Origin of the sequence: Novosphingobium decolorationis, assembly GCF_018417475.1 — a bacterium.
Classification (GTDB): domain Bacteria; phylum Pseudomonadota; class Alphaproteobacteria; order Sphingomonadales; family Sphingomonadaceae; genus Novosphingobium; species Novosphingobium decolorationis.
Window position 1 is genome coordinate 1331343 of sequence record NZ_CP054856.1, and the last position, 23167, is coordinate 1354509.

Genomic DNA, 23167 nt, shown 5'->3' on the forward strand with positions numbered 1-23167 from the left:
TGCTCATCAGTCCCACAATCCCAGCGCATCCTGCGAAGGCCCGCCTTCGATCGGCACTTCGCAGCAGGTCACGCTGTCATCCATGAAGCCACAGAAACGCGAACGCAGAGCCTCAAGGCTGATACGACGCATCTCACTCTCACTGAAACCAGCCGCGAGTATGGCTGCCAGCGCACGCTGTTTCTGGGCGATCAGGTCGATCGCCTGGAGCTCGCGCAAGTGACGCGCAGCGAAGTTTTCGTCGCGGCACAGGACTTCGCCCAGGGCTTCGACCTCGGTGCCCAGTTCGAGCAGGACATCGGCCATCGCGTTGAACTTGGGTTCATCCATTGCATACGCTCCGCTCACGCCGCGAAGGCGACCTCTCCGGAAGCGCTCAGCGCGTTGAGGTCCAGCACCATGACCATCTGCTCCTCGATCGCGACAAGGCCTTCGAGGAAGGGCAGCACTTCGTCATAGCCCGCCGTGGGTGCGGGTTGCAGGTCTTCGGTGTTGAGGCCGACGATATCGCTCACCGAATCCACGATCAGACCTTGCGACTGGCCCTTGACCTGACACACGATGATCGCGTGACGCGGCGTGGCCTCGGTCGCCGGCCACCCCAGTCGGGCCGCGAGGTCAACAACGGGTAGCACCGTCCCGCGCAAGTTGACCACGCCAGAGACATAGTGCGGCACACGGGGCATCGGGGTCACCGGTGTCCACGCGCGGATTTCCCGTATAGCCATGATATCGAGGGCGAAAATCTGCCCCGCAACTTCGAATGTGATCAGTTCGCGGTACATGGGAGCACCTCCTTGGTGTTGCTTTGGGTTAGTGAGCCACCCGGCGCACGGCCGCGACCAGCTTTTCGGTGTCGAAGGGCTTCACGATCCACCCGGTTGCCCCCGCCGCGCGGGCCCGCGCCTTCTTCTCGTCGGAGCTCTCGGTGGTCAGAACCAGGATCGGACGGTCGCGATGGCGCGTGCCGCCACGCACCTGCTCGATGAGTCCGAAGCCATCGAGACGCGGCATGTTGATGTCGGTGATCACGACATCCACCTCATTCACCGCCAACCACTCGAGCGCCGAGACGCCATCGTCCGCCTGCGACACCTCGAAGCCGTTGGTGGAAAGCGCATGGTTGAGCAGCGCCCGCATGGAGGCACTGTCATCGACAGTCAGGATACGGGTATTCTTGGACATTGCGTGCCTCGCTTGGTCAAAACAGTTCGACATCGCCCCGCGGAGCCGGGCGCGCGATGGGTTGGGTACGAACTTCCACGGGAGCATCGGAGCTGGAAACCGACCGGCAACGGACCATCCCGGACTGCGGCCGGAAATCCACCCTCCGCGCATTGCTGCCTCCCAGGTCCTCGCGGACGAGCTCGATGCGCTCGCGCAGCAGGAATCCCCGGGCGAACTCGGCGTTGGCGGTCCCGATCTGCTGCATCCCCGAGCGGATGTTCGCGCCGCCATAGAGGTGCGCCCGCAGCCGGTCCTTGCGCGCGCCGTAGTTGAGCATCTCGTTGATGAGCATCTCCATGAGGTAGACCCCGTAGTGGACGTCGACCTGGCCGCGGTCGTGGCTTGCAGGCGGCTCGGGCAGGAGGAAGTGATTCATGCCGCCAAGCTCCACCGCCGGATCGTAGAGGCACGTCGCGACGCACGAGCCGAGCACGGTGCTCAGTTCCACCCGCGCGCCCGAGCTCACCTTGAACTGCCCTTGAAGCACGGTCAGCTTCACATTCCCGTTGTTCATGAAATCAAGACCCGACATCAGGCTGCCCTATTCAGCGCATGGCGCGCGATCCGGTTGATAGGGGCGACCACACGCGCGCCCCCGAGGGCGATGGCCGCGCGCGGCATTCCAAAGACCGTGCAGGTGCTTTCATCCTGTGCGATCGTATGCGCCCCGGTTTCCGCCATCGCCAGGAGGCCCTGCGCGCCGTCCCGCCCCATGCCGGTGAGCAGAATGCCCACGGCCTCGGCGCCAACGGTCTGCGCGACCGAACCGAACAGCACGTCAACGCTGGGGCAATGGCCGGAGACAGGCTCCCCCCGGCGCAGCTTGGCATGAAAGGTGCCGCTCCCCCGCACCAGCAGGTGATGATCCGGCTCGGCCGCAAGATAGACGTTACCCGCGACCAGCGGCATGTCGTTGACCGCCACCTGCACCGGCGCCGGGCAGATCTTGTCCAGTGTGCGCGCGATCGCAGGTGCAAAGCGCGGGTTGACGTGCTGGACGATCACCGTGGGCGGACAGTCGACCGGAAACTCGCGAAGGAGGACCTGCAAGGCCTCGACGCCGCCGGTCGAGGAGCCGATGGCGATCAGCTTCGCATCGCGCCGGATCACGCGGCGGCTTTCTTCGGCAACCACGGGCGAGACCCGGGCGGGCTTGGGGAAGCGCACCTGAGCCGCGTCGTGAATGAGCCGCCCCAGTTCTCCGCTGTCGTTGAGCGCGAGCTTTCCCGAGGGATCGTACTTCGAATAGCAATTGACCGCCCCCAGCGCGAGCGCACGCGCGGTTACGTCATTGCCTTCCTGCGTCGCCCCGGACACGATGATGACCGGCGTCGGGCGCAGCGTCATGATCTTCTCGAGGAAGGCAAGGCCGTTCATACCCGGCATCTCGATAGCGTCACGACGTCGGGATCGTGTTTCTTGATCAGTTCACGCGCTTCGGCCGCGTTGGACGCGGTGTCGACCACGGTAATGTCGGGCTGCTCGCTGAGGCGCGACAGGAGGATCGCGCGCATGGTGGCCGAATCGTCGACAATGAGCACACGCACCGTCATGCGACGCTCCTCTGGTAGATCGTGGGACCGACAAGGTTCAGCATGTTCATGGCAGGGCCGGTGACTCGCTCGGAATGTCCGATGTAGAGGTAGCCTCCCGGGTGCAGCGCTTCACAGAACCGCTGGACCAGTCGTTCCTTGGTCGGGTTGTCGAAATAGATCATGACATTGCGACAGAAGATGCAATCGAACCGCCCTCGGATCGGCCAGTCCCCCAGGAGATTGAGCAACCGGAAGCGCACGATGGATCGCGCGGTATCGTGAATGACCGCCTCGTCTCCGCGTTCCACCACCCAGGCACTGCGCAGCGCCTCGGGCACGGGCTTCAGGTCCTTGGCCGCATACGTCGCGGCCTTGCCGGCTTCCACCGCATGGGGGGCCAGATCGGTGGCCAGAACGCGCAGATCGGCCCGCGCCAATTGCTGGCCTTCGTGGCGGTCGCGCCCCAGGAGCGACATGGTGATCGACCAGGTTTCCTCGCCGCTCGAACAGCCAGCAGACCAGACCCGAACCTTTCCCCCGTCCTTCAGCGTGCGCACGAGGTGTGGGCGCAGTTGGGCTTGCAGGTGCTCGAAATGGTGCGCCTCGCGGTAGAAGAAGGTGTGGTTGGTGGTCAGAGCGGCCACGGCCCGGTTCAGTTCGCTCCGGTCCGAGCGCAGGCGCTGAATATATTTCCCGAACGTGACGAGACCGCTTGCCCGGACCAGTGGTGCCAGCCGCGAATAGACCAGCATCGACTTGCCCGAGGGCAGGACGATACCCGCCGCCTCGTGCACGATCTTCGCGACTTCCGCGAAGTCGGCCGGACCATAGATATCAGGGCTGATCCCCGGTATCGCATCGGACATTTCCAGCGTCGCGTTCACGCGGCCTGCCTCTCGTGTGAGGGCAGCGCGCAGGCTACCAGTCCATCGACATCGACGATGAGAGCGACCCGGCCGTCCCCCAGAATCGTGGCCCCGGCAACGCCTTCGACCGGACGGAAGTTGGTTGCCAGACTCTTGATGACGAATTGCCTCTGGTCCTGAATATCATCGACCAGCAAGGCCGCCTGGCCCGCACTCTCGGTATCGACGACGATGAGCACACCTTCCTCGGGGGTCGTCGCGTTGCAGGCCGCGCCCAGTTCGCTGCCCAGCGTGATGACCGGGATGAACTGGCCGCGCACGTTGAGCATCTGCCGTTGCGAGCCCAGCCCCTTCACATCACCCTCGCCGGGACGCAGGCTTTCCACAACGTGCGCCAGCGGTACGACCATCGTCTGGTCTCCGACATTGACGATCATGCCGTCCGAAATCGCCAGCGTGAGCGGCATGGTCAGGATGAAGGCCGTACCCTTGCCGGGCGTGCTCTCGATGGTGATGCGGCCGCCCAGATCCTTCACGTTCTGGCGCACGACATCCATGCCGACCCCTCGCCCGGAAATGTTCGAGATCTGCGCCGCCGTCGAAAAGCCCGGGGCGAAGATCAGGTTGTCGATCTCTTCAGCGGAAAGCTGCGCATCGGGTCCGACGATGCCCTTCTCGATCGCCTTGGCCAGAACGACCTTGCGATTGATACCCGCGCCATCATCGGCAATCGAGATGACAATCCGGCCCGACCGATGCTCCGCCGAAAGGGTCAGCGTACCTTCGGGGGACTTGCCTGCGGCGATGCGATCTTCCGCCTTCTCGATGCCGTGGTCGACCGCGTTGCGGATCAGGTGGGTAAGAGGCTCGCCGAGACGCTCGATGACCGTCTTGTCGAGTTCCGTCGTTTCGCCATGAACCTCGAGGCGGACATGCTTGCCGGTAGATGTGGCAAGATCGCGCAGGATGCGCGGCACGCGGCTGAAGACCGAAGCAATGGGCTGAGCACGGATCGACATCGCCGATTCCTGAATATCGCGCGTCAGGCTCTCGAGCAGCGAGAGTTCTTCGCCGGCATTGACATGAACGCCGTCCAGACGTTGCACGAGCATGGCCTGGGCAATGACCAGTTCTCCCACCAGATCAATCAAGCGGTCGAGCTTGTACAAATCGATGCGGATGGATTGCCCGGCCCCCTGAGACGCCGGCTGTGCGCCAGCAGCGGCCGCGGGCTTGCCCCCGGCTGGCGGCGTATTCGCGTCCGCAGCGGCCGGTGCGGCAGCCTCGACACTCTGGAGAGGCCGCGCCTCCTCTAGTGCCGGTGTCCCTAAATCCTGCGGCTGAGCCGGGCCATTCGGGGCTGCCACGGCCGGGGAAGGTGCCGCTGTAGACGTGGCGGCTTCGTCCAGTTCGACATCGGGGATACGCTCGTCCGCGCCGACCGCGATCGCGCAGTCGTCACCGATGAAATCGAAGATGTCGCGGACCCGGTCCTCGCTGACGGTATCGGGAATGGCGAAGGTCCAGCCCAGATAGCCCTGCGCGACGTCGAAGCTGTCCAGCTGCGGAACCTGACCGACATCACAGTGGAGGCACGTTCCGCCAAGCTCAGCAACGTCGCGCAGCATCAGGAGCGGCTCGTTGCCGTTGCGCATGGCCCCCGCCCGGGGCCGCAAGTGCAGTTGCCAGGATGCGCCTTGCTGTGTCTCTGCGACGGAGCCGGGCGCATCAAAATCCGCAGTCAGATCATCAAGGAGAGCATCGAGGTCAATTTCCAGATCTTCCTCGTCGTCGCTTTCCCCCGTCGTTTGCGCGTCGACCTGCACCGGTTCCTCAACCGGCGAAGGTGCCGGAGCCACGCTCTGTGGCGCGCCCCCTGCATTGGCGGCCATGGCGCCTTCCATCTCCACGATCAGTCCGGCGTCATCGGGCGCATCCCCGCCCTCGCGCGCAGACTCGACATGATCCGCAAGCGTGTCGAGCGCGCGCAGCAGAAGGTCGATCAGCGGCGGGGCGATCTCCACCAGGCCCTCGCGCACATCCGAAAGCAACGTCTCGAACGTGTGCGTATAGGCCTGGAGTGCGCCATACCCGAACGCGCCTGCGCCCCCCTTGATGGAATGCACCGCGCGGAACACGCCGTTGACAGTATCGCCATCCTGCGTACCTGCACGGCATGCGGCTAGGCCTGCTTCGGCCGCGGCCAGGGATTCCTCGCACTCGACGAAGAAGATCTGCTGGATTTCTTCCGGACTCATGCGTCCCCCTCTTCGAAGAGTTCCGATTGAAGGCCGGTCAGTGCGGCCGCCTGGAGCAGGGCTGGCGAGGCTTCGATACGCGCCCCACCTCCACTGCGGCGGGCCGACACCAGAAGCTGGAGAACCGCCTGTCCGACATGCTCGACGCTGCTGCCATCGATCTCGATGGGCGCATTGCCGACTGCGCCGACAAGTTCGGGCCAGAGGGCTTCGGCGGCGGCGCGGTCACACCGCACCGGCAGAGAGATGGTCCCCATCAAAACGTCCCCCTCACGCCCCGCAGCGCAGACTGGAGTGGTTCAGGCAGGTCCCGTGGCGGAATGGCATACGGTTCGAAAGCTGCGACATAAAACCCTCGCGGATGCGATCGCCGAACTGTCAGGGCCGAGGTGGCCGGGGCGTCGAACGGGGAGTTAGCCGGGCGGCTGCCAACAGCGGGTTTGCCTCAATCCCCGGCATTTTGCGTAAGGCGCTTAAGGGAAATCGTCGCAGCCATTGACTTACCTCCGTGCCGATCCGGCAGTCCGGAAGCACAAGAGAGGTTTCACTCCATGCATGACGCCCGCGTCCTGGTAGTCGACGATTCCGCGGCGATGCGCGCCCTGTTCTGCGATGTCCTGGAGCAATCCAAGAACATCCGCGTCATCGGCACCGCCGCCAATGCAGCCGAAGCGCGCGAACAGATCGCCGAGCTCCAGCCGAACGTCGTGACGCTTGATGTCGAAATGCCCGGCATGAGCGGTATCGAATTCCTCGAGGAGATCATGAACGGGGGCAACCCCTTGCCCGTGGTCATGCTCTCCAGCCTGACCCAGAGCGGGACCGAGACCTCGCTCAAGGCCTTTGAACTCGGCGCGGTGGAATGCTTTCCCAAGCCCCTCAAGGCCACCCCGGAACAGTTCGCCAAGACGGTCGGCAAACTGGGCAAGATCGTCCTCGCCGCGGCCAATTCCAACGTACGCGACAAGCCCCGCCCCAAGGCCGCGCGCGGCGAGGGCGAGGCGGGCGACGACGGCGGCTACCAGTCCAACGGCATGATCGCGGCCTTCAGCACCTCCATGGGCGGCGTCGATGCCCTCACCGAAGTGCTCGGGCAGTATCCCAAGGCCTGCCCGCCCACCGTCATCATTCTGCAGACCGAACCGATGTTGGCCGAAATGTTCATCGCCAAGGCCGACAAGGACTGCCGGTGCACCGTCGTGGCCGCCACGGATGGTGCCGAACTCAAGCCCGGCACGGTGCACATCGCCTACGACCCCGCCCGGCACGTGATCGTCGAACCGGGCACGCCAGCGAAGGTACGCATGGTGGAGCGCGATCCGGTAGGCGGCTTCCGGCCCTCCGCGACGCTACTTTTCGGCTCGCTGTCGCGCGGCAACATGCCCGCGATCGGCGCCGTACTCACCGGCATGGGCGAGGACGGCGCCAAGGGGCTCAAACTGCTCCAGGCGGCGGGCTGCCGCACTCTGGCACAGGACCGCAACACAGCCACCGTCCCGCAGGCTCCCGCCGCCGCCGTCGAGGCCGGGGCGGCAAGCGCGGAACTGGGCCTTGCCGAACTGGCCGCCGACATCCTCACGAACTGCGCAGCCGCGACCTAAAGCGCGCCATGCTGCGAGAATCTGAAGACAGCCCGCTACCTTGCGCCTAGTGCCCCGACGCTGGCTTCATGCCGCGTTTGGGCCTGGGAGCGAACCAGATCGCAAAGGCGGCGATCAGAAGCGCGATGGCCGAATACATGGCCACGTGCACCGTTGCCTGCGCCTGGGCTTGCAGGGCCACGACCCGCTCGATTGCAGAACGCGCCATTTCAAGCGGCATGCCCTGCGCCTGCAGCGCCGACATCGTACGGTCCGTGTGGTTCATGCTGGCCACCAGATCTGCGCCATCGCTGCGCTCCAGATTTGCCCATAGGGTCGTCACGACGGAGGTCCCGATGGCCCCTGCCAAGGTACGCCCGAAGTTGGAGATACCCGCAGCCGAAGCGGTCTCGTCCGGATCCACGGAGGCCAGGCCAATGGTCGTCAGCGGCACGATCATGAAGGCGACGCCTACGCCCTGGATCAACTGCGGGAAAGCCACCTGCCAGAGCGTGGAATCGGTTGACCAGTACGTGCGCAGATACGCACAGAACGCCAGCCATGACACACCCAGAAACACCAGAAGGCGGGGATCCGCGCGCTGCATGAGCTTGGGCACGATAGGCGAAGCGAAGACCGCCAGAACGCCCGCGGGCGCCATCGCGATACCCGCCCAGGTCGCGGTGTATCCCATCCCACCCTGCAGCCACTGCGGCACGATCACCACGGCCGAGAAGTAGGTGGCGAAAGCCAGCGCCAGGGCAAACGTCGAAGCGCTGAACCCGCGGTGCCGGAACACCGCAAGATCGACGATGGGATGCTCTTCGGTCAGTTCCCAGATCACGAAGATCGCGAAGAAGATGACTGCAACGACTGCGAGGATGCAGATCGTGGTGTTGTGGAACCAGTCCCGATCATGCCCGAGATCGAGCATCATCTGGAATGCCCCGACCCAGATCACGAGAAGGGCAAGCCCGACCTTGTCGATCGGCAGGTAGCGCTTGGGCGAAGCTACATCGCGCAGCAGATAGGCAAGCGAGAGGAAGACCGCGACCACAATCGGCACGTTGATCAGGAAGATCCAGCGCCAGTCCCAGTTGTCCGAGATATAGCCGCCCAGGATAGGCCCCGCGATCGGTGCGACAACGACGGTCATCGCCCACATGGCCATTGCCTTGGGGTGCGATTCGCGCGGGAAGATCTTGAGCAGCAGCGTCTGCGAGAGCGGCATCAACGGTCCGCCGCACAGCCCCTGCCCCAAGCGGAAGATCAGGAGAACCGTCAGGTTGCCCGAGACACCACAAAGCGCCGAGAACAGGCCAAAGCCAAGGATCGACATCAGGAACATCCGGACCACGCCGAAGCGCCCGGCCAGCCAGCCCGTCAAGGGGACACAGATCGCCTCGGCGACCGCGTAGGTGGTGATCACCCAGGTCCCGCTTTCGGTAGAGACCGCAAGCCCGCCTGCGATATGCGGAACCGAGACATTCGCGATCGTCATGTCCAGCACGACCACGAAGTTCGCCATCGCCAGAACGAAGGCGGTGATCGCCAGCTTGGCGCCGGAGAAGGTCCCGTCCTGCCCGGGCGGTAAAGCCGGCGCGGCGGCAGCGTCCTGTGCCATTACCGCTCGCTCGTCAGGTCGATCTCGGCTTCCATCGAAAGTCCCACGCGCAAGGGGTGGGCCTTCAATTCGTCCTGGTCGAGCTCGATGCGCACAGGAAGACGCTGCACGACCTTGATCCAGTTGCCGGTCGCGTTCTGGGCCGGGATCAACGAGAAGGCCGCGCCCGTCCCACCCGAGAAACCGACGACCTTGCCGTGATACTCGACATCGCCGCCATAGAAGTCGGAGGTCAGCGTCGCACTCTGGCCAGCCCGCACCTGCCCCAGCTTGTCTTCCTTGAAGTTGGCATCGACATAGAGCTTGTCGACCGGGACGATGACCATCGCGGGCGATCCGTTCTGGATCTTCTGGCCGACCTGGATCGAACGCTGGGCCACGACGCCCGCAATCGGCGCGCGCACGACGGTGCGTTCAAGGTCCAGCTTGGCCGCGTCATAGCGGGCCTGGGCCAGCTTGATCTCGGGCGCAGTCTCCACGTCGGTTCCCTTTGTCAGGGCAACCGCAGCCTGCTCCTGCTGGCGCGCGCTGACAGCGCTGGCCTGGGCCTGTTTCAGGGCCGCCCGCGCCTGCTCGAAGGCCGCCTGCGCCGAATCCAGCGCCTGCTTCGCCGAGGTCAGCTCCTCGGTCGACACAGCCCCCGAGCCCGCCAGGGCATTGCGCCGGGTAAAGTCCGAAGTGGCCTTGGTCAGATCGGCGCGTGCCGCCTGGAGATTGGCCCGCGCCGTATCAATCTGCGCCTGGTTGGCATCTGCCGCCGCGGCCAGCGCTTCGTTGTTGGCAAGAGATTGCCCGTACATGCGCTTGGCGCGTTCCAGGTTCGCTTCCGCCTCGGCAAGCGCGATCTTCTGGTCCTTGTCCTCGATGCGGAACAGGAGCTGCCCCTTGCGGACAGGCTGCGTATCCGTAACCAGGACCTCGGTCACGCGGCCCGACGTCAGCGGCGTGACATCGGCGTTTTCGCCAGCCACATAGGCGTTGTCGGTGGAGACCGAGCGGCTGCCGATAAAGAATTCATAGCCGCCCCACAGCACCGCCGCGACGGCCACGACCCCGCCCAGCCCCATGAGAAGCGTCTTGCGCTTGCTCTTGTGGATGACGCTGCCCTTTTCCGGTGCGCCCTCGGCTCCGGCCCCGCTCCCGGCCCCGCCGCCCGTATTCGTGTCAGTCATCGCTATTGGCTTTCTCGTCGTTTTCTTCGGCATAGCCGCCGCCAAGCGCGCGCTTGAGCGCGACATCGCTGGCCAGCGTTGCAAATTGGGCATCAAGCGCGGAGAGGCGCGCATCGAGTTCGGAAGTCTGGCTGGTCAGGACCTCGATGTAGGTGGTGAGCCCCGCCCCGTAGCGCTGCGAGGCGAGACCGAACGCGGCCTCAGCCTCTGTCTCGACGTCCAGGGCGTGCTCACGCTGACGGGATGCGGAATCCCGGCTCGCAATCGCGTCTGCGACTTCCTGCAGAGCCTCGATCACGGTCTTGTTGTAGCTTGCGACCATCGAATCGTACCCGGCCCGCGCCACGCGGTAGCGACCGGACAAGGCGCCACCCTGGAAGATCGGCAGGCTGACCGCCGCCCCCGCGCTGCCGTAATCCGAACCGTCGTTGAACAGATTGGAGATCCCGAGCGAGGTCAGACCGATCAGGCCTCCAAGGGATACGTCGGGCAGGAACGACTTGCGGGCATATTCCGTGCCGCTCTGCGAAGCCTCGACAATACGGCGCGCCGCGACGATGTCCGGTCTGCGGCCGGCAAGAGCGATACCCGCATCTGCCGGCACGCGCGTCATCGCGATACGTTCGAGGGGGACCGGGACAAGATCGTGCGTCCGATCCGGTCCAGCCCCAAGAAGGGCCGCGAGCGCGTGGCGCCGCCTGGCGATCTGCTCACGGTTGGCGACGATCAGCCCCCGCGCGCGGGCCACCTCGGCCCGCGCCTGGCGCAGTGGGACCTCGTTCTCCAGTCCTTGTTCAAACCGCTTGGCCGTCAGCTCCTCGGAGCTTTCGCGCACCTTCAGCGCTTCCTCGAGGACTTTCTCGCGCTCCAGCAGGCGTGCAAGGTCGAAATAGGACGAGGCGATTTCGCTGGTCAGGACGAGTTCCGCCTGTCGCACTTCGGCGAGGGCCGCCTCCGTGGCCGAGGTGGCGGCCGCAAGGAGCGCGCGGTTCTTGCCCCAGATATCCAGGTTCCAGTTCGCGGACAGGGCCAGGGTCCCATAGTCTTCCCAGCCCTGCGGAAGGGCGGATGCCGGGGTCCCATTGTTGTAGCTCTGCTTGGCGAATTCGCCCGAACCTTGCGCACCGAGCGAGGGCAACACGCTCGAACGTGATGCCTGGAGCGCACCGCGCGCCTGGCGCACGCGTGCAATCGCGGAAGCCAGATCCGGCGAATCCGTAAGGGCTGCCTCGATCAGCGCATCCAGTTGCGGGTCATCATAGCCCCGCCACCACTGGGACGGCGGCCATTCCTCGCCCTGTCCGGCAGCCGCGATCGACCGCTCCATCTCGAACGAGGATAGCGCCCGAATCTCGGGCTTGGGCCCCAGATCCGGCGCACATCCGGCAAGCGAAATCGTGGCAGCCAAGAGGGCACTTGCTGCGACTCGTGAGGGAAATATCGTACTCATCAGTACACTTTTTATCGTTGCATCGCTTGCAAGAGTCAACGGAAAAGTGTACTGCCAAGTTTAGTTATGGATCAGAACATTGGGAAACGGGAGCGCAACAAGGCGCGCAAGCGGGCTGAGATCGTGGAGGCGGCTCGCGAATCCTTCCTCGAGCAGGGATACGCCGCGACAAGCATGAGCGCCGTTGCCGATGCCCTGAGTTGCTCGAAAGCGACCATGTGGTCGCATTTCGCCTCGAAGGAGGAGCTGTTTGCCGCCGTCATCGACGACCTGGTAGGACAATTTTCCCAGGAAATCGATGAAGTTCTCACTCGCCAGACTTTCTCGTGCCCGGCGCTGCGCCGGGCGTGCCTGCGGTTTCTCGACTGTCTTCTCACGGAGCATTCGATCCGCCTCTTCCGGCTTGTGCTGAGCGAGGGCGAACGCTTCCCCGAAATCAACGAGATGTTCTACACCCGGGGCCCCGCAAAGGTTCGGCGCGAGGTCCATCGCTTCTTCGCCACTGCGTTTTGCGAAGACGATGCCCAGCGCCTCACCACCGTGGTCACCTGGGCTATGACAGGATTTCGCACCGACATTCTGCTGCGCCCGGTAAAGCCCGATGGCGCGGAATGCGAAGCCTTCGTCGACGATCTCATCGCCTCGATCGACTGGGACCGGCTGAGCACCCACCAGTCCAACACCTGAAGCTCACGGGACAACTGGGGCCAGGTGCTTTTTTGACAGCAGCAAGGCTGCTAGAGCTACAGGCATGAACCACTCCCCCATTCTCGTCGTCACGACCGGCGGTACGATCGACAAACACTATTTCGACGCCCTCAGCGAATACCAGATCACCGAAAGCGTGATGGGAAAGCTGCTCGAAACAGCGCGGGTCGCGCATCCGTTCCGTGTCGTGGAGCTGCTGCGCAAGGACAGCCTGGAACTCACCGAGGAAGATCGCGACCTGATCGCCCAGACGATCGGTGCAGCTCCCGAGACGCGGATCGTGCTTACCCATGGCACCGACACCATGACCGAGACCGCGCAGGCGCTCGCCGGCATTCAGGACAAGACGATTGTCCTGTGCGGTGCCCTCACCCCGGCCAGGTTCGCTGAGAGCGATGCCGCGTTCAATCTCGGCATGGCCTTCGCCACGGCGCAGACCGCCGCGCCCGGCGTCTGGATCACCATGAGCGGCACTGTCTTCAACGGCCTGCAAGTGCGCAAGGACCGCGAGGCGGGCAAGTTCGTCGACATCTGAGCCCCTCCCCGGATCTGAGGAACCCGCATAGGCAAGTTCCACAGGTTCCGGCTTCGTGACTTCCCAACCAGTTGCCCCTTAGCCTGAGCGCTCTCCCGACACCTGCAGGTATCTGGCCTCGTGCCTGACCCGCGCGGGGAGACGAGAGAGCTTTCGCAAGGGGGCAGGCGTGACAACGACGATTTCCTGCGGGCACGAACTTCCGGGCGCCCTGCTCTATGCCCCCATCGGCGCTCTGATCATTGAGCGCACGGGCCTGATTTCCGGAGCCAACGTCAGTGCCGCGAATCTTCTGGGCGAGTCCGATCCCGAGCCGCTGCGCCATTCGCTGATCTATACCTGGCTCAAGGAAAGCGACGCGGAAACCCTGCGGCACATGGTCGACGTCCACTTTCAGGCCCCGGTCGAAACACGTGCGGGCTGGACCCGACGCATGACGATTCCCAGCGGCGACGGCTCCGAACGTCCGGTGGAACTGACGCTGTCCCCCTTCCCCGAGTTCCCAGAGGCCAATGCCATTGTGTTCGTGCGCAGTCTCGAACGCATCATGACCGCCGAACGGCGCTTCGCCCAGATATTCGAGAACCTCCCTGTAGGCCTCCTCGTCGTCGACAGCCGTCAACGTATCGTCAAGGCGAACCGGACGCTCGGTGCCGATTTCGGCTATTCCCGGGAAGAGTTAATCGGCCAGTCGCTGGCCATGCTGATCCCCGAACGCTATCGCGCGGCACATCGCGACCACCTCCAAGGCTATGTACAGAGCCCCAGTTCGCGGATGATGGGTGTTGGACGAGATCTCACCGGGCTGCATCGCTCAGGGCAGGAGTTCCCGATCGAGATCGCTCTCACCCGCCACGAGAACGCCAGCCAGCCGCTGTACATGGCCATCGTCACCGACATCACGCATCGCAAGCGCTCTGAAGTCGCCATGCAGCAGACCAACGCCCAGCTGGAAGAATTCACGTATGTCGCCAGCCACGACTTGCGCTCCCCCTTGCGGGGTATCGCCGACCTCGTCAGCTGGATTCGCGAAGACCTCGAGGGCCAGGAACTTCCCCCCGACGTGACGCGCAATTTCGAACGCGTCGCAATCCGGATCGAACGTGCCGAACAGATGATCGACGACCTCTTGAACTACGCCCGTATCGGGGTACGCGACCCGCAGCTTGAAACTCTCCAGCCCCGTGACCTGATCGACGAAGTCCTTGCGACGAGCAACATTCCGGCAAGCTTCTCACTGGACATCGACGTGGAAGCGGGCCCGCTGAAGGCCGCCCGCGCCCCCCTGTCCGCCTCCCTGCGCAACCTGCTCAGCAATGCGGTCAAGCACCACGGCTCGCCAGTCGGACGCATCCGCGTTCAAGTCACCGAGGATGGACGCTTCACCGTCTTCACCGTTGAAGATGACGGACAGGGAATCCCCTCTGGGAACGAAGAACGCATTTTCAAACTCTTCCACCGAGGATCGACCCGGGTGGAAGGCGACGGCGTCGGCCTTGCCTTCACCCGGCGCATGATCAACGCGAACGGCGGCATGATCAGCGTCACACCGCACGGTGAGATGGGAGGCGCCCGCTTCGATATCTACTGGCCACGCATTCTGCTTCGGGAATTCAAGGATGGTTGAAACGCCACCGGACATTCAGACACCTTCGGACCTCGTCGAATGCACTGTCCTTATCGTAGATGACGACGATGTGGCGATTGAGGGTGTGCTCCGCTCCTTCCGGAGGCACGACGTGACCTGCCCGACCCTGACGGCCGGCGACGGCCGCGAGGCCCTCGCTATCTTGCGCGGGGAGCATCCCACCAAACACATATCGCCGCCCTACATCATCCTTCTCGACCTCAACATGCCGGACATGGACGGCTTCCAGTTCCTTCAGGCCTTGCGTAACGATCCAGCCTTGCAACGTAGCGTCGTGTTCGTCCTGAGCACGTCGGCCCGCGATCAGGACATGCGCCGTGCCTACGACGAACATGTGGCCGGCTACATGGTAAAGTCTGCCGTGGGCCCCCAGTTCGCCCGACTGGCCGATTTCATTCGCAAGTACACCGGCACCCAGAATCTCCCGCGAGACGCCTTATGACCAAGGACATGCACTGCTCCCCGCACGATCACCCCGGCTCCGGTGACGAGGACCTTCTGGAGGTTCTCATCGTCGATGACGACGATGTCGATCGCGAAAAGCTCTCCCGCATGCTGCATCGCACAGCCTGGAACGTGCACGTCGAAGAGGCCGCTTCGCGCTGCGAGGCGCTGGAACTGATCCGCAACCCGGATAGCCGTTTCGACATCGTGTTCCTGGATTTCGGCCTTTCCGACGGAGACGGCCGCGAGCTGCTCCCGGCCATTCGCGAAGAACTGGATCCGGACTGCCCCATCATCGCCGTCACCGGCCATGGCAGCGCCGAGATCGCTGCGGATTCGATCAAGCAGGGCATGACCGAATTTCTCACCAAGCGCATGCTCTCGGCCGAGAATGTCGCCGCCTCGATCAAGGAGGGCATCGCCTGGCGGCAGGATCGCAAGGCCGTGCGCCAGGCCGAGGCGGAACTGACCCACAAGAGCCTGCACGACCCTCTCACCGACCTGCCCAACCGCACGCTTTTCTTCGACCGCCTGACCCAGGCCTGCGCACGGGCCCGCCGCAGCGGCGACAGTTTCGCGGTCGTGATGGTGGATCTCGACCGGTTCAAGGAAATCAACGACAGTCTCGGCCATGCCGCGGGAGACGTGGTGCTGCAGACGGTCGCGCGCCGGCTGCGCGCCCATTTGCGCGAAGTTGATACCGTCGCCCGCCTTGGCGGTGACGAATTCGCCATCATCCTGGAGTCCATCGCCACGGTGGATGCGGCCACGGCAATGGGCGAGAAGATCAATCAGTTGATCGAACAACCCGTTCTTCACGACAACCGTGTCCTCTACGTCGGAGCCTCTCTGGGCATGGCCCTGTGCCCACAGCTCAGTTTCTCGCCCACGGCCCTTCTCTCGGCCGCGGACAGCGCCATGTACAAGGCCAAGGCTGGCGTCGAGAAAACATGCGTGGCGCGCAGCCAGGAGCTTCAGGACCCCGACGAACTCGATCACAAGGGGCTCCTTGACGAGTTGGCCGAAGCCATCGCGGCGCGCGAGATCCAATGGCACTGGCAGCCCAAGATCGACCTGCTCCACGCCCGGGTCACCGGCTTCGAGGCCTTGGTCCGCTGGGTTCCGCACGACAGTGGCGATGTCTCTCCCGAACAGCTTATCCGGGTCGTTGAACAATCCCCCCTGATCGAACCTTTCACGATCCTGTGCCTGGACACGGTGCTTGGCCAGTTTGCGACGGTCCACGAAGCCTGGCCGGACACCAGTATCTCCATCAACGTCTCCGCGCGCATGCTGGAGCGCCCCAGTTTCGTCGAGAATGTGCTGAGAAGCATTTCCATGCATCAGATCAACCCGGAGCGCGTGATCCTGGAATTGACGGAAACCGCGCTTATCGCACACCCAGCGCAAGCACGGCGTGTCGTCGAAAAACTCCACCGCGAAGGCGTGCGCCTTTCCATCGACGACTTCGGCGCCGGGTTTACATCGTTCGGTTATCTCCGGGACTTCACGATCGATGAGATCAAGATCGATCGCTCCTTCATATCGCGCTGCACCGAGAGCTCCTTCGACCAATCGCTGATCACGTCCCTCGTGGTCCTGTGCAACAGCCTTGGCATCAGTCTTGTTGCCGAAGGGATCGAAGACGAATCCGTGCGCGCACTTCTGGTTACGCTGGGGTGCCCCTTCGGCCAGGGCTACGGCATCAGCCGTCCGCTCCCCTTCGACCACCTGCAAAGCTGGGTGGTCAAATGGAACTCCAGCCCCCATGCCCTACCCACTTACGGGCCGGAAGCTCGTCTGCAATAGCAACCGCAGACCGACATCTTGAACAGTGTCCCTGCGGCAGGTGATCCAGCGTTCATCCTCGATCCGGTTCATGTGAGGTTCGCCCCGCTTCAGGCAAGGCATGGCCAAGCATATCGAATCAAGGATACTCGAGATGAAACATCCGCTTATGGGCCTCGTCCTCGCGCTTGCCGGAGCAAGCCTGCTCCCAACGGCCGCTTTCGCCGATCCCCCGCGCCATGCACCGGCCCATGGCTACCGCAACAAGCACCACCGCGACTACCGTCACGATGACCGGCGCGGCCTTTACGATGCGCGCGGACGCTACCGTTCGCCTCGGCGTATCAGCCGCAATTCCCATGTCTGGCGCGGTCGCGATGGACGCTACTACTGCCGCCGCGACAACGGGACGACCGGGCTCATCATCGGTGCGGGTGTCGGCGCCCTGGCCGGACACGAGTTGGCCGGTCGCGGCGACCGCACGCTGGGCACCATTCTGGGCGGCGTCCTTGGCGGCGCGCTCGGCCGCGAAATCGACAAGGGCGATATCCGCTGCCGCTGATCGCGTTGATTTGCCGCTGAGATTTTTACCGCGTCGCGACGGAGCTGCAAGAGTTCCGCCGCGGCGCGCATAGGGTTGGCTTTTCCGGGCCCCGGGCACCCCGGGGCCGGATCGCCCGCAACCTTTTCCTGCACCGGCCTTGCCGCTTTCCACACGCCAGCCCCCTTCCCTCGTCCGACATGTTATGCTCCTATAGGGCACGATGCGTTTCTCCTTGTGCCACATACCCTATTGGACTTCCTCGGTTAGCGTCCCGGCCAGCCCCGACAACGTGCCCTCTCGGGTCCTTCCGTGCGCGGACCTCGGCGCGTGAGCGGCAACACCCGGACTGTCCTGATTACAGGAGGCGCCAAGCGTATCGGAGCCCATCTCGCCCGCGCCTTCGGTTCGAAAGGGTGGCATGTCGCCATCCACTTCGGAAATTCACGTAAGGAAGCCGAAGCGCTCGCCGACGAGTTGCCATCTGCAGAAACCGTCTCCTGCGACCTCGATGACTGGGAGGCGGGCCCCGCCATGGTCCGCGAACTCGCCGAACGTCGCGCAGATTGGCGCCTGCTCGTGAACTGCGCGGCCGTTTTCGAGTACGACGATGCAACGGGCCTCCAGCCCGACACGTTCGAGGCCGCGATGCAGGTCAATGCCGGGACGCCTACCCGCATGGCGCAAGCCTTTTTTGCCCATGCCCGCACACCGTCTGGCCGTCGCCTGATCCAGGTCACCGATCAGAAGCTGCGCAATCCCAATCCCGATTTCTTCTCCTACACGATGAGCAAGCACGCGCTTGCGGCGACGATCCCGATGCTTTCCATGGCGCGGTCGCGGCCGCAGGACCGGGTCTACGGCCTGGCCCCTGGGGCCATCCTTGCAAGTCACGACCAGACCGAGGACGAGACCGAGATCTCGCACCGCATGAACCTGCTGCGCCGAAAGACCTCGCCCGACGACATCGTGCGTACCGCACTCTTCCTGGCAGAAGGCCCGCTTGCCAGTGGCGAGACCGTCTATGTCGATTCCGGGCAACATCTTGTCCCCCAGCCCCGAGATGTCCTCTTTCTGGCACGAACCTGAAACAATCCCGGACTAGGCGCGCTACGCGCCTGTTGCTTTGCCCCCCACAATTCTTCTTTTTCAAACTAGTGACGACTGGATACGATGGCCATTCTAGACAAGTTCCTCGAAAGTGGCGTGCGCCACGGCACCCTCGAAGTCTCGCGTCCCGATGGCTCGAAGACCCGTTTCGGTACGCCGACCGAAGGCTATCCCAACGTCCGTGTACGCTTTACCGACAAGGCCGGTGAGCGCCGCATCCTGACCGACCCGCGCATCGGCGCGGCCGAGGCCTACATGGATGGCCAGCTCGTTCTTGAAGAGGGCGACATCATGGAGCTCGTCCAGCTGCTGCGCCAGAACGCACCGTGGGATCGCGGCGGCGAGGTCAAGGAGAAGACCGCGCTCAAGCTTGCCACGGACAAGGCCGTCACCCTCATCGACGGCATCAACCGGGCCACCAGCGCCAAGAAGAACATTGCCCATCACTACGACATCGGCAATGAACTCTACAAACTCTTCCTTGATCTCGAGCACATGCAGTATTCGTGCGCCTACTGGCCCGAGGACGGCATGACGCTGGAACAGGCGCAGACGGCCAAGCTGGCCCACATCGCAGCCAAGCTGGCGATCGAGCCGGGCCAGCGCGTGCTCGACATCGGCTGCGGCTGGGGCGGCATGGCGATCTATCTTGCCAAGCACTACGACGTGAAGGTCCACGGCATCACGCTCAGCGAAGAGCAGATCGAACTCGCCAAGGTCCGCGCCGAAGAAGCCGGCGTCAGCAACAAGGTCACCTTCGAGCTCGTCGACTACCGCGCTATGCCCAAGCGCGGCGACAAGTTCGATCGCATCGTTTCGGTCGGGATGTTCGAGCACGTCGGCCAGGCCCAGTTCAAGCAGTTCTTCAAGTCCACCGCCGAACTCCTCACCGACGAGGGCGTGATGCTGCTCCACACCATCGGACGCATGGGTGGGCCGGGCACCACCGACGCCTTCACCCGCAAGTACATCTTCCCCGGCGGCTACATTCCGGCGCTGAGCGAGACGGTCGCCGCCAGCGAGAAGTTCCGCCTCATCGCCTCCGACGTCGAGAACCTGCGCCTGCACTACGCCTTCACCCTGCGTGAGTGGTACAAGCGCTGCGTTGCGAACAAGGAGGCCATCATCGCTCTGATGGATGAGCGCTTCTACCGCATGTGGATTTTCTACCTGGCCGGGGCCACCGCCGCGTTCGAGAGCGGATCGATGTGCAACTACCAGATCCAGTACACCCGCCTTCGCCGTACGCTGCCGCTGACCCGCGACTACATGAGCGCCGCCGAAAGCGCGCTGCGTCGCCGCTGAGCGGGCAAAGCCGTCCCTGCGGTGAGCTGCGCAACACCATTGCGCAGCTCACCGTTGCACACTTCGGCGGGTGCTGTTAGGCGCGCGTCCCGAAGAAGCGCATTTTCTCGCGGAGAACACGGCACCCATGTCCGACATCAAGAAGGTCGTTCTCGCCTATTCGGGCGGTCTCGACACCAGCGTCATCCTGAAGTGGCTTCAGGTCACCTACAACTGCGAAGTCGTGACCTTCACGGCCGACCTTGGCCAGGGCGAGGAGCTCGAGCCCGCACGCGCCAAGGCCAAGCTGATGGGCCTGCCCGATGAGAACATCTACATCGACGACCTGCGCGAGGAATTCGTGCGCGACTTCGTCTTCCCGATGTTCCGCGCCAACGCCCGCTACGAGGGTGACTACCTGCTGGGCACCTCGATCGCCCGCCCGCTGATTTCCAAGCGCCTCATCGAGATCGCCAAGGAAACCGGTGCCGACGCCATCGCCCACGGCGCGACCGGCAAGGGCAACGACCAGGTCCGCTTCGAGCTGTCGGCCTACGCGCTCGATCCCGCGATCAAGGTCATCGCCCCCTGGCGCGAGTGGGACCTCAACAGCCGCACCGCGCTCATCGCCTGGGCCGAGCAGCACCAGATCCCGGTTCCCAAGGACAAGCGCGGCGAGAGCCCGTTCTCGACCGACGCGAACCTCCTGCACACGTCCTCGGAAGGCAAGGTCCTCGAGGACCCCTGGGAAGAGACCCCCGACTACGTCTACTCGCGCACGGTGAACCCCGAGGATGCGCCCGACGCGCCGGAATACATCACCATCGACTTCGCCAAGGGTGACGGCGTCGCGCTCAACGGCGACGCCATGTCGCCCGCCACGCTGCTGACCGCGCTCAACGAGCTTGGCCGCAAGCACGGCATCGGCCGCCTCGACCTCGTCGAGAACCGCTTTGTCGGCATGAAGTCGCGCGGCATGTACGAGACCCCGGGTGGCACGATCTACGCCGCGGCCCATCGCGGCATCGAGCAGATCACGCTCGACCGCGGCGCCGCCCACCTCAAGGACGAGCTCATGCCCAAGTACGCCGAGCTCATCTACAACGGCTTCTGGTTCTGCCCCGAGCGCGAGATGCTCCAGGCCGCCATCGACCACAGCCAGGAAAAGGTCGACGGCACCGTCCGCCTCAAGCTCTACAAGGGCTCGGTTTCGGTCGTCGGGCGCAAGTCGGCGAACTCGCTCTACTCCGAACGCCACGTCACCTTCGAGGACGATGCGGGCGCCTACGACCAGAAGGACGCCGCCGGCTTCATCAAGCTCAACGCGCTCCGTCTGCGACTCCTGGCCCAGCGCGACCGGTAATCGTTCGTCGCAATCCAGCCAAGATTCAGGGCGGCCCGTTGCCATCGCGCGACGGGCCGCTTTTTATGGAGTCCCATCCTTGACGCTTCGCGGGTAAAAGCCCTTCCATCGTCAACGGCCCAGCGGGGTAGGTTTTGCAAGTTTCACGCTTCGGATTGCTGGCAGGTATTGCCGCCTCGGTCACGCTCCCGCTCGCCGGGCCCGTCCACGCCGATGCCGGGGCTGCCCCCATCGAAGCTGTTGCGGCCGTCGCCGCAGTTGAGCCCGCACCCGCCATGATCGCGCAGCCTGTCGTGCAGGCGCTCCCGGCCGCGCCGGAAGTCATGGAAGACGCCTTCGAAACGATCGGCTCGGGCGTTGCCAGCTACTACGGCGTGAAGTTCGCCGGTCGCCGCACCGCCAGCGGCGCCATCTTCGATCCCGAGGAACTGACCGCCGCGCACCCCAGCCTGCCCTTCGGCACGCAGGTCCAGGTCACCAATCCGAGCAACGGCGAAAGCGTCGTCGTCACCATCACGGATCGCGGGCCCTACCACGGCAACCGCATCATCGATCTGTCGAAAGCCGCCGCACGCGAAATCGGCATCATGCGCCGTGGCTCGGGAACGGTCGAACTCGCCGTCCTCGCTCAGGAAAGCTGAGCCACTCTCCCCTCCGACATCACCTCGCTGCGACCCGAGGCCTGCCCTGACACCCTGAAAAAGGGTCGGACCGGCGCAGTCTGGAGGGGGTGGGGGGGACTGACTGCGCCGGCCTTCACTAGCGATAACCGCACTCCCCGAATTGCGTTCCCGGCCCGCGCCACTTTTTTCAAAAAATTTTTGCAAGCCCGATTCCGCCCCTTGCGAGGGGCCCGAAGGTGACACGGTTGACACCCTCCAGAGGGCACCGCCACCCGCCTCCCCCGCGCCGCCCGGAGGCGCACCGACCAGCGCATCCACCCGCCCGCACGAGGCCGCGAACCAGCCGTCCCACTGCGCCCCGCACAGCGCCTGCGCCCCCGGCCAGTCAAAGCCGCAGGCGTCCTCCCCCGGCGCATCCCCGGTATCCCCCATATCCTCGGCGCGCGCCGCGTACCATTCGTCCTCGACCACCCGGCACATCGCTTCCGAACCCTGCGCCACGAAATCCTCGCGCCCCCGCGGCAGCACCGGCGAGACCGCGTCATAGTTCGCCCGGTCCTCCACCATGTCCGCCTCGGGCATGAGCCCCGAGACCAGCGCCAACACCTCGTCGAACCGCTCCGCCAGATCGGAGACAGAATCCGCCCCCAGGACCTCCCCCGCCTGCCGGTCGAGCCGCCCCAGGTGCGCCAGCAACAGGCGCGAGTCGAACCGACGCCGCACCCCCACCAGCTCGCCCCGGAACCACACGCTCTCCTCCACGCCCTCCAGCGCGCGCGAGGCCAGCACCTCCTCGGCATGCTGACGCGCCAGCACCAGAGCCCCGGCCCACCCCGCCGCAAACACCCGGTCCCGCCGCCGCAGCACATAGGCCGACTGGCGACTCATCCCCACCAGTGCACAAGCCCCGCGCACATCCCCCCGCTCGGCGAGCGCGTGCAGGAACCGGACCTTGCGGCCCGCGTCCCAGCGTCCGTTCGGCGGAGTTTCGGGAGTTGAAGAAGAAGAAGAAGAAGAAGTAGAGATGCGAGGGCCATCGCCCTCGCGCTCCCCAACCATCCGCGCAGCGGAAGACGCAGGCCGAGCACCCTCCCCCGGCAAGCCGATATCCCGGTCACACGGTATCCACCCCCGCCCAAACCGCGTGGACGACGACGCCCCCTGCCCCGCACACGACGATCCCGAAAAAGCCTGCACACTGTCGGTCATGGTCCACCCTTCCGATGCTCTCGAAAAGCCAATCCGGCGCGGAGAAACCTCAACGCGCCGGGGTGAACCAGATCATGTATCGCAGGACTGAACGGGTAGGAAAGTAGAATCACCACCCGGCATCATCTGGCTGGAGCCGTGACGCAAATCATGAAAAACTTAAGAGCTTCCACCTAGGAAGCATGAGCTCCCAATCACGAGT

General features: G+C 64.4%; 23 protein-coding genes. 11 read left to right on the top strand and 12 right to left on the bottom strand.

The genetic code is table 11. The features are described 5' to 3' along the window. Positions 1-6: 6 nt before the first annotated feature. Genes HT578_RS06015 through HT578_RS06050 form a run of 9 tightly spaced genes read right to left on the bottom strand, consistent with a single transcriptional unit; the run spans position 7 to position 6143 of the window. On the bottom strand, positions 7-330 hold the full coding sequence (locus HT578_RS06015; protein WP_039392563.1) for a hypothetical protein: 324 nt from the start codon (positions 328-330) through the stop codon (positions 7-9). A gap of 14 nt (positions 331-344) precedes the next feature. Then, a complete protein-coding gene (locus tag HT578_RS06020) occupies positions 345-785 on the bottom strand; it encodes a chemotaxis protein CheW (RefSeq protein WP_039392562.1) in 441 nt (146 codons plus the stop codon). A 28-nt stretch (positions 786-813) separates the two neighbouring features. Further along, complete coding sequence (locus tag HT578_RS06025; protein ID WP_084592158.1) at positions 814-1185, bottom strand: response regulator; 372 nt, start codon at positions 1183-1185, stop codon at positions 814-816. 16 nt (positions 1186-1201) lie between these two features. Continuing rightward, positions 1202-1759, bottom strand: coding sequence for a chemotaxis protein CheD (locus HT578_RS06030; protein WP_039392561.1), 558 nt, complete (start codon positions 1757-1759; stop codon positions 1202-1204). Next, positions 1759-2604, bottom strand: coding sequence for a chemotaxis protein CheB (locus HT578_RS06035; protein ID WP_239026514.1), 846 nt, complete (start codon positions 2602-2604; stop codon positions 1759-1761). The genes HT578_RS06030 and HT578_RS06035 overlap by 1 nt, the downstream gene beginning before the upstream one ends. Continuing rightward, positions 2601-2780, bottom strand: coding sequence for a response regulator (locus HT578_RS22160; RefSeq protein WP_239026515.1), 180 nt, complete (start codon positions 2778-2780; stop codon positions 2601-2603). The genes HT578_RS06035 and HT578_RS22160 overlap by 4 nt, the downstream gene beginning before the upstream one ends. Continuing rightward, positions 2777-3646, bottom strand: coding sequence for a CheR family methyltransferase (locus HT578_RS06040; RefSeq protein WP_213502704.1), 870 nt, complete (start codon positions 3644-3646; stop codon positions 2777-2779). The genes HT578_RS22160 and HT578_RS06040 overlap by 4 nt, the downstream gene beginning before the upstream one ends. Continuing rightward, positions 3643-5886: a chemotaxis protein CheA gene (locus tag HT578_RS06045; RefSeq protein ID WP_213502706.1), complete on the bottom strand. Its 2244-nt coding sequence runs from the start codon at positions 5884-5886 to the stop codon at positions 3643-3645. The genes HT578_RS06040 and HT578_RS06045 overlap by 4 nt, the downstream gene beginning before the upstream one ends. Then, positions 5883-6143, bottom strand: a complete 261-nt coding sequence (locus HT578_RS06050) for an STAS domain-containing protein (RefSeq protein ID WP_213502708.1) — start codon at positions 6141-6143, stop codon at positions 5883-5885. Before HT578_RS06050 ends, HT578_RS06045 begins: the two co-directional genes overlap by 4 nt. A 294-nt stretch (positions 6144-6437) precedes the next feature. On the opposite strand from HT578_RS06050, the gene HT578_RS06055 reads away from it, so the two are divergent. Further along, positions 6438-7487: a chemotaxis protein CheB gene (locus HT578_RS06055; protein ID WP_039392557.1), complete on the top strand. Its 1050-nt coding sequence runs from the start codon at positions 6438-6440 to the stop codon at positions 7485-7487. A 46-nt stretch (positions 7488-7533) separates the two neighbouring features. Here the strand turns inward: HT578_RS06055 and HT578_RS06060 are convergent, their stop codons facing one another. From HT578_RS06060 to HT578_RS06070, 3 genes are read right to left on the bottom strand one after another with little or no spacing between them, the layout of a single operon-like run. After that, entirely contained in the window at positions 7534-9090 is a 1557-nt protein-coding gene (locus tag HT578_RS06060; protein ID WP_213502711.1) for a DHA2 family efflux MFS transporter permease subunit, read from the bottom strand. Then, positions 9090-10262 carry an HlyD family efflux transporter periplasmic adaptor subunit gene (locus HT578_RS06065; protein WP_039392555.1) on the bottom strand — a complete coding sequence of 391 codons (1173 nt, stop codon included), beginning with the start codon at positions 10260-10262 and terminating at the stop codon, positions 9090-9092. Before HT578_RS06065 ends, HT578_RS06060 begins: the two co-directional genes overlap by 1 nt. Continuing rightward, on the bottom strand, positions 10255-11670 hold the full coding sequence (locus tag HT578_RS06070; protein WP_239026516.1) for an efflux transporter outer membrane subunit: 1416 nt from the start codon (positions 11668-11670) through the stop codon (positions 10255-10257). The genes HT578_RS06065 and HT578_RS06070 overlap by 8 nt, the downstream gene beginning before the upstream one ends. A gap of 108 nt (positions 11671-11778) precedes the next feature. On the opposite strand from HT578_RS06070, the gene HT578_RS06075 reads away from it, so the two are divergent. The 10 genes from HT578_RS06075 to HT578_RS06120 all read left to right on the top strand — a co-directional run bounded on the left by HT578_RS06075 (position 11779) and on the right by HT578_RS06120 (position 21774). Further along, entirely contained in the window at positions 11779-12399 is a 621-nt protein-coding gene (locus HT578_RS06075; RefSeq protein ID WP_213502715.1) for a TetR/AcrR family transcriptional regulator, read from the top strand. A 64-nt stretch (positions 12400-12463) separates the two neighbouring features. After that, a complete protein-coding gene (locus HT578_RS06080; protein ID WP_213502723.1) occupies positions 12464-12955 on the top strand; it encodes an asparaginase domain-containing protein in 492 nt (163 codons plus the stop codon). A gap of 169 nt (positions 12956-13124) precedes the next feature. Continuing rightward, positions 13125-14582, top strand: coding sequence for a sensor histidine kinase (locus tag HT578_RS06085; protein WP_239026518.1), 1458 nt, complete (start codon positions 13125-13127; stop codon positions 14580-14582). After that, a complete protein-coding gene (locus tag HT578_RS06090; protein ID WP_213502725.1) occupies positions 14575-15045 on the top strand; it encodes a response regulator in 471 nt (156 codons plus the stop codon). The genes HT578_RS06085 and HT578_RS06090 overlap by 8 nt, the downstream gene beginning before the upstream one ends. Beyond that, positions 15042-16856, top strand: coding sequence for a putative bifunctional diguanylate cyclase/phosphodiesterase (locus HT578_RS06095; RefSeq protein ID WP_239026519.1), 1815 nt, complete (start codon positions 15042-15044; stop codon positions 16854-16856). The genes HT578_RS06090 and HT578_RS06095 overlap by 4 nt, the downstream gene beginning before the upstream one ends. A 133-nt stretch (positions 16857-16989) precedes the next feature. After that, on the top strand, positions 16990-17397 hold the full coding sequence (locus HT578_RS06100) for a glycine zipper 2TM domain-containing protein (protein ID WP_039392550.1): 408 nt from the start codon (positions 16990-16992) through the stop codon (positions 17395-17397). 309 nt (positions 17398-17706) lie between these two features. Next, positions 17707-18465, top strand: coding sequence for an SDR family oxidoreductase (locus HT578_RS06105; protein WP_239026520.1), 759 nt, complete (start codon positions 17707-17709; stop codon positions 18463-18465). An 84-nt stretch (positions 18466-18549) separates the two neighbouring features. Beyond that, entirely contained in the window at positions 18550-19791 is a 1242-nt protein-coding gene (locus HT578_RS06110) for an SAM-dependent methyltransferase (RefSeq protein ID WP_213502727.1), read from the top strand. Positions 19792-19918: 127 nt separating this feature from the next. Next, the gene (locus HT578_RS06115; protein WP_039392546.1) at positions 19919-21133 is read left to right on the top strand and encodes an argininosuccinate synthase; all 1215 of its coding nucleotides are present in this window, start codon (positions 19919-19921) and stop codon (positions 21131-21133) included. A 134-nt stretch (positions 21134-21267) separates the two neighbouring features. Then, complete coding sequence (locus tag HT578_RS06120) at positions 21268-21774, top strand: septal ring lytic transglycosylase RlpA family protein (protein WP_052322394.1); 507 nt, start codon at positions 21268-21270, stop codon at positions 21772-21774. The last annotated feature ends 1393 nt before the right edge of the window (positions 21775-23167 follow it).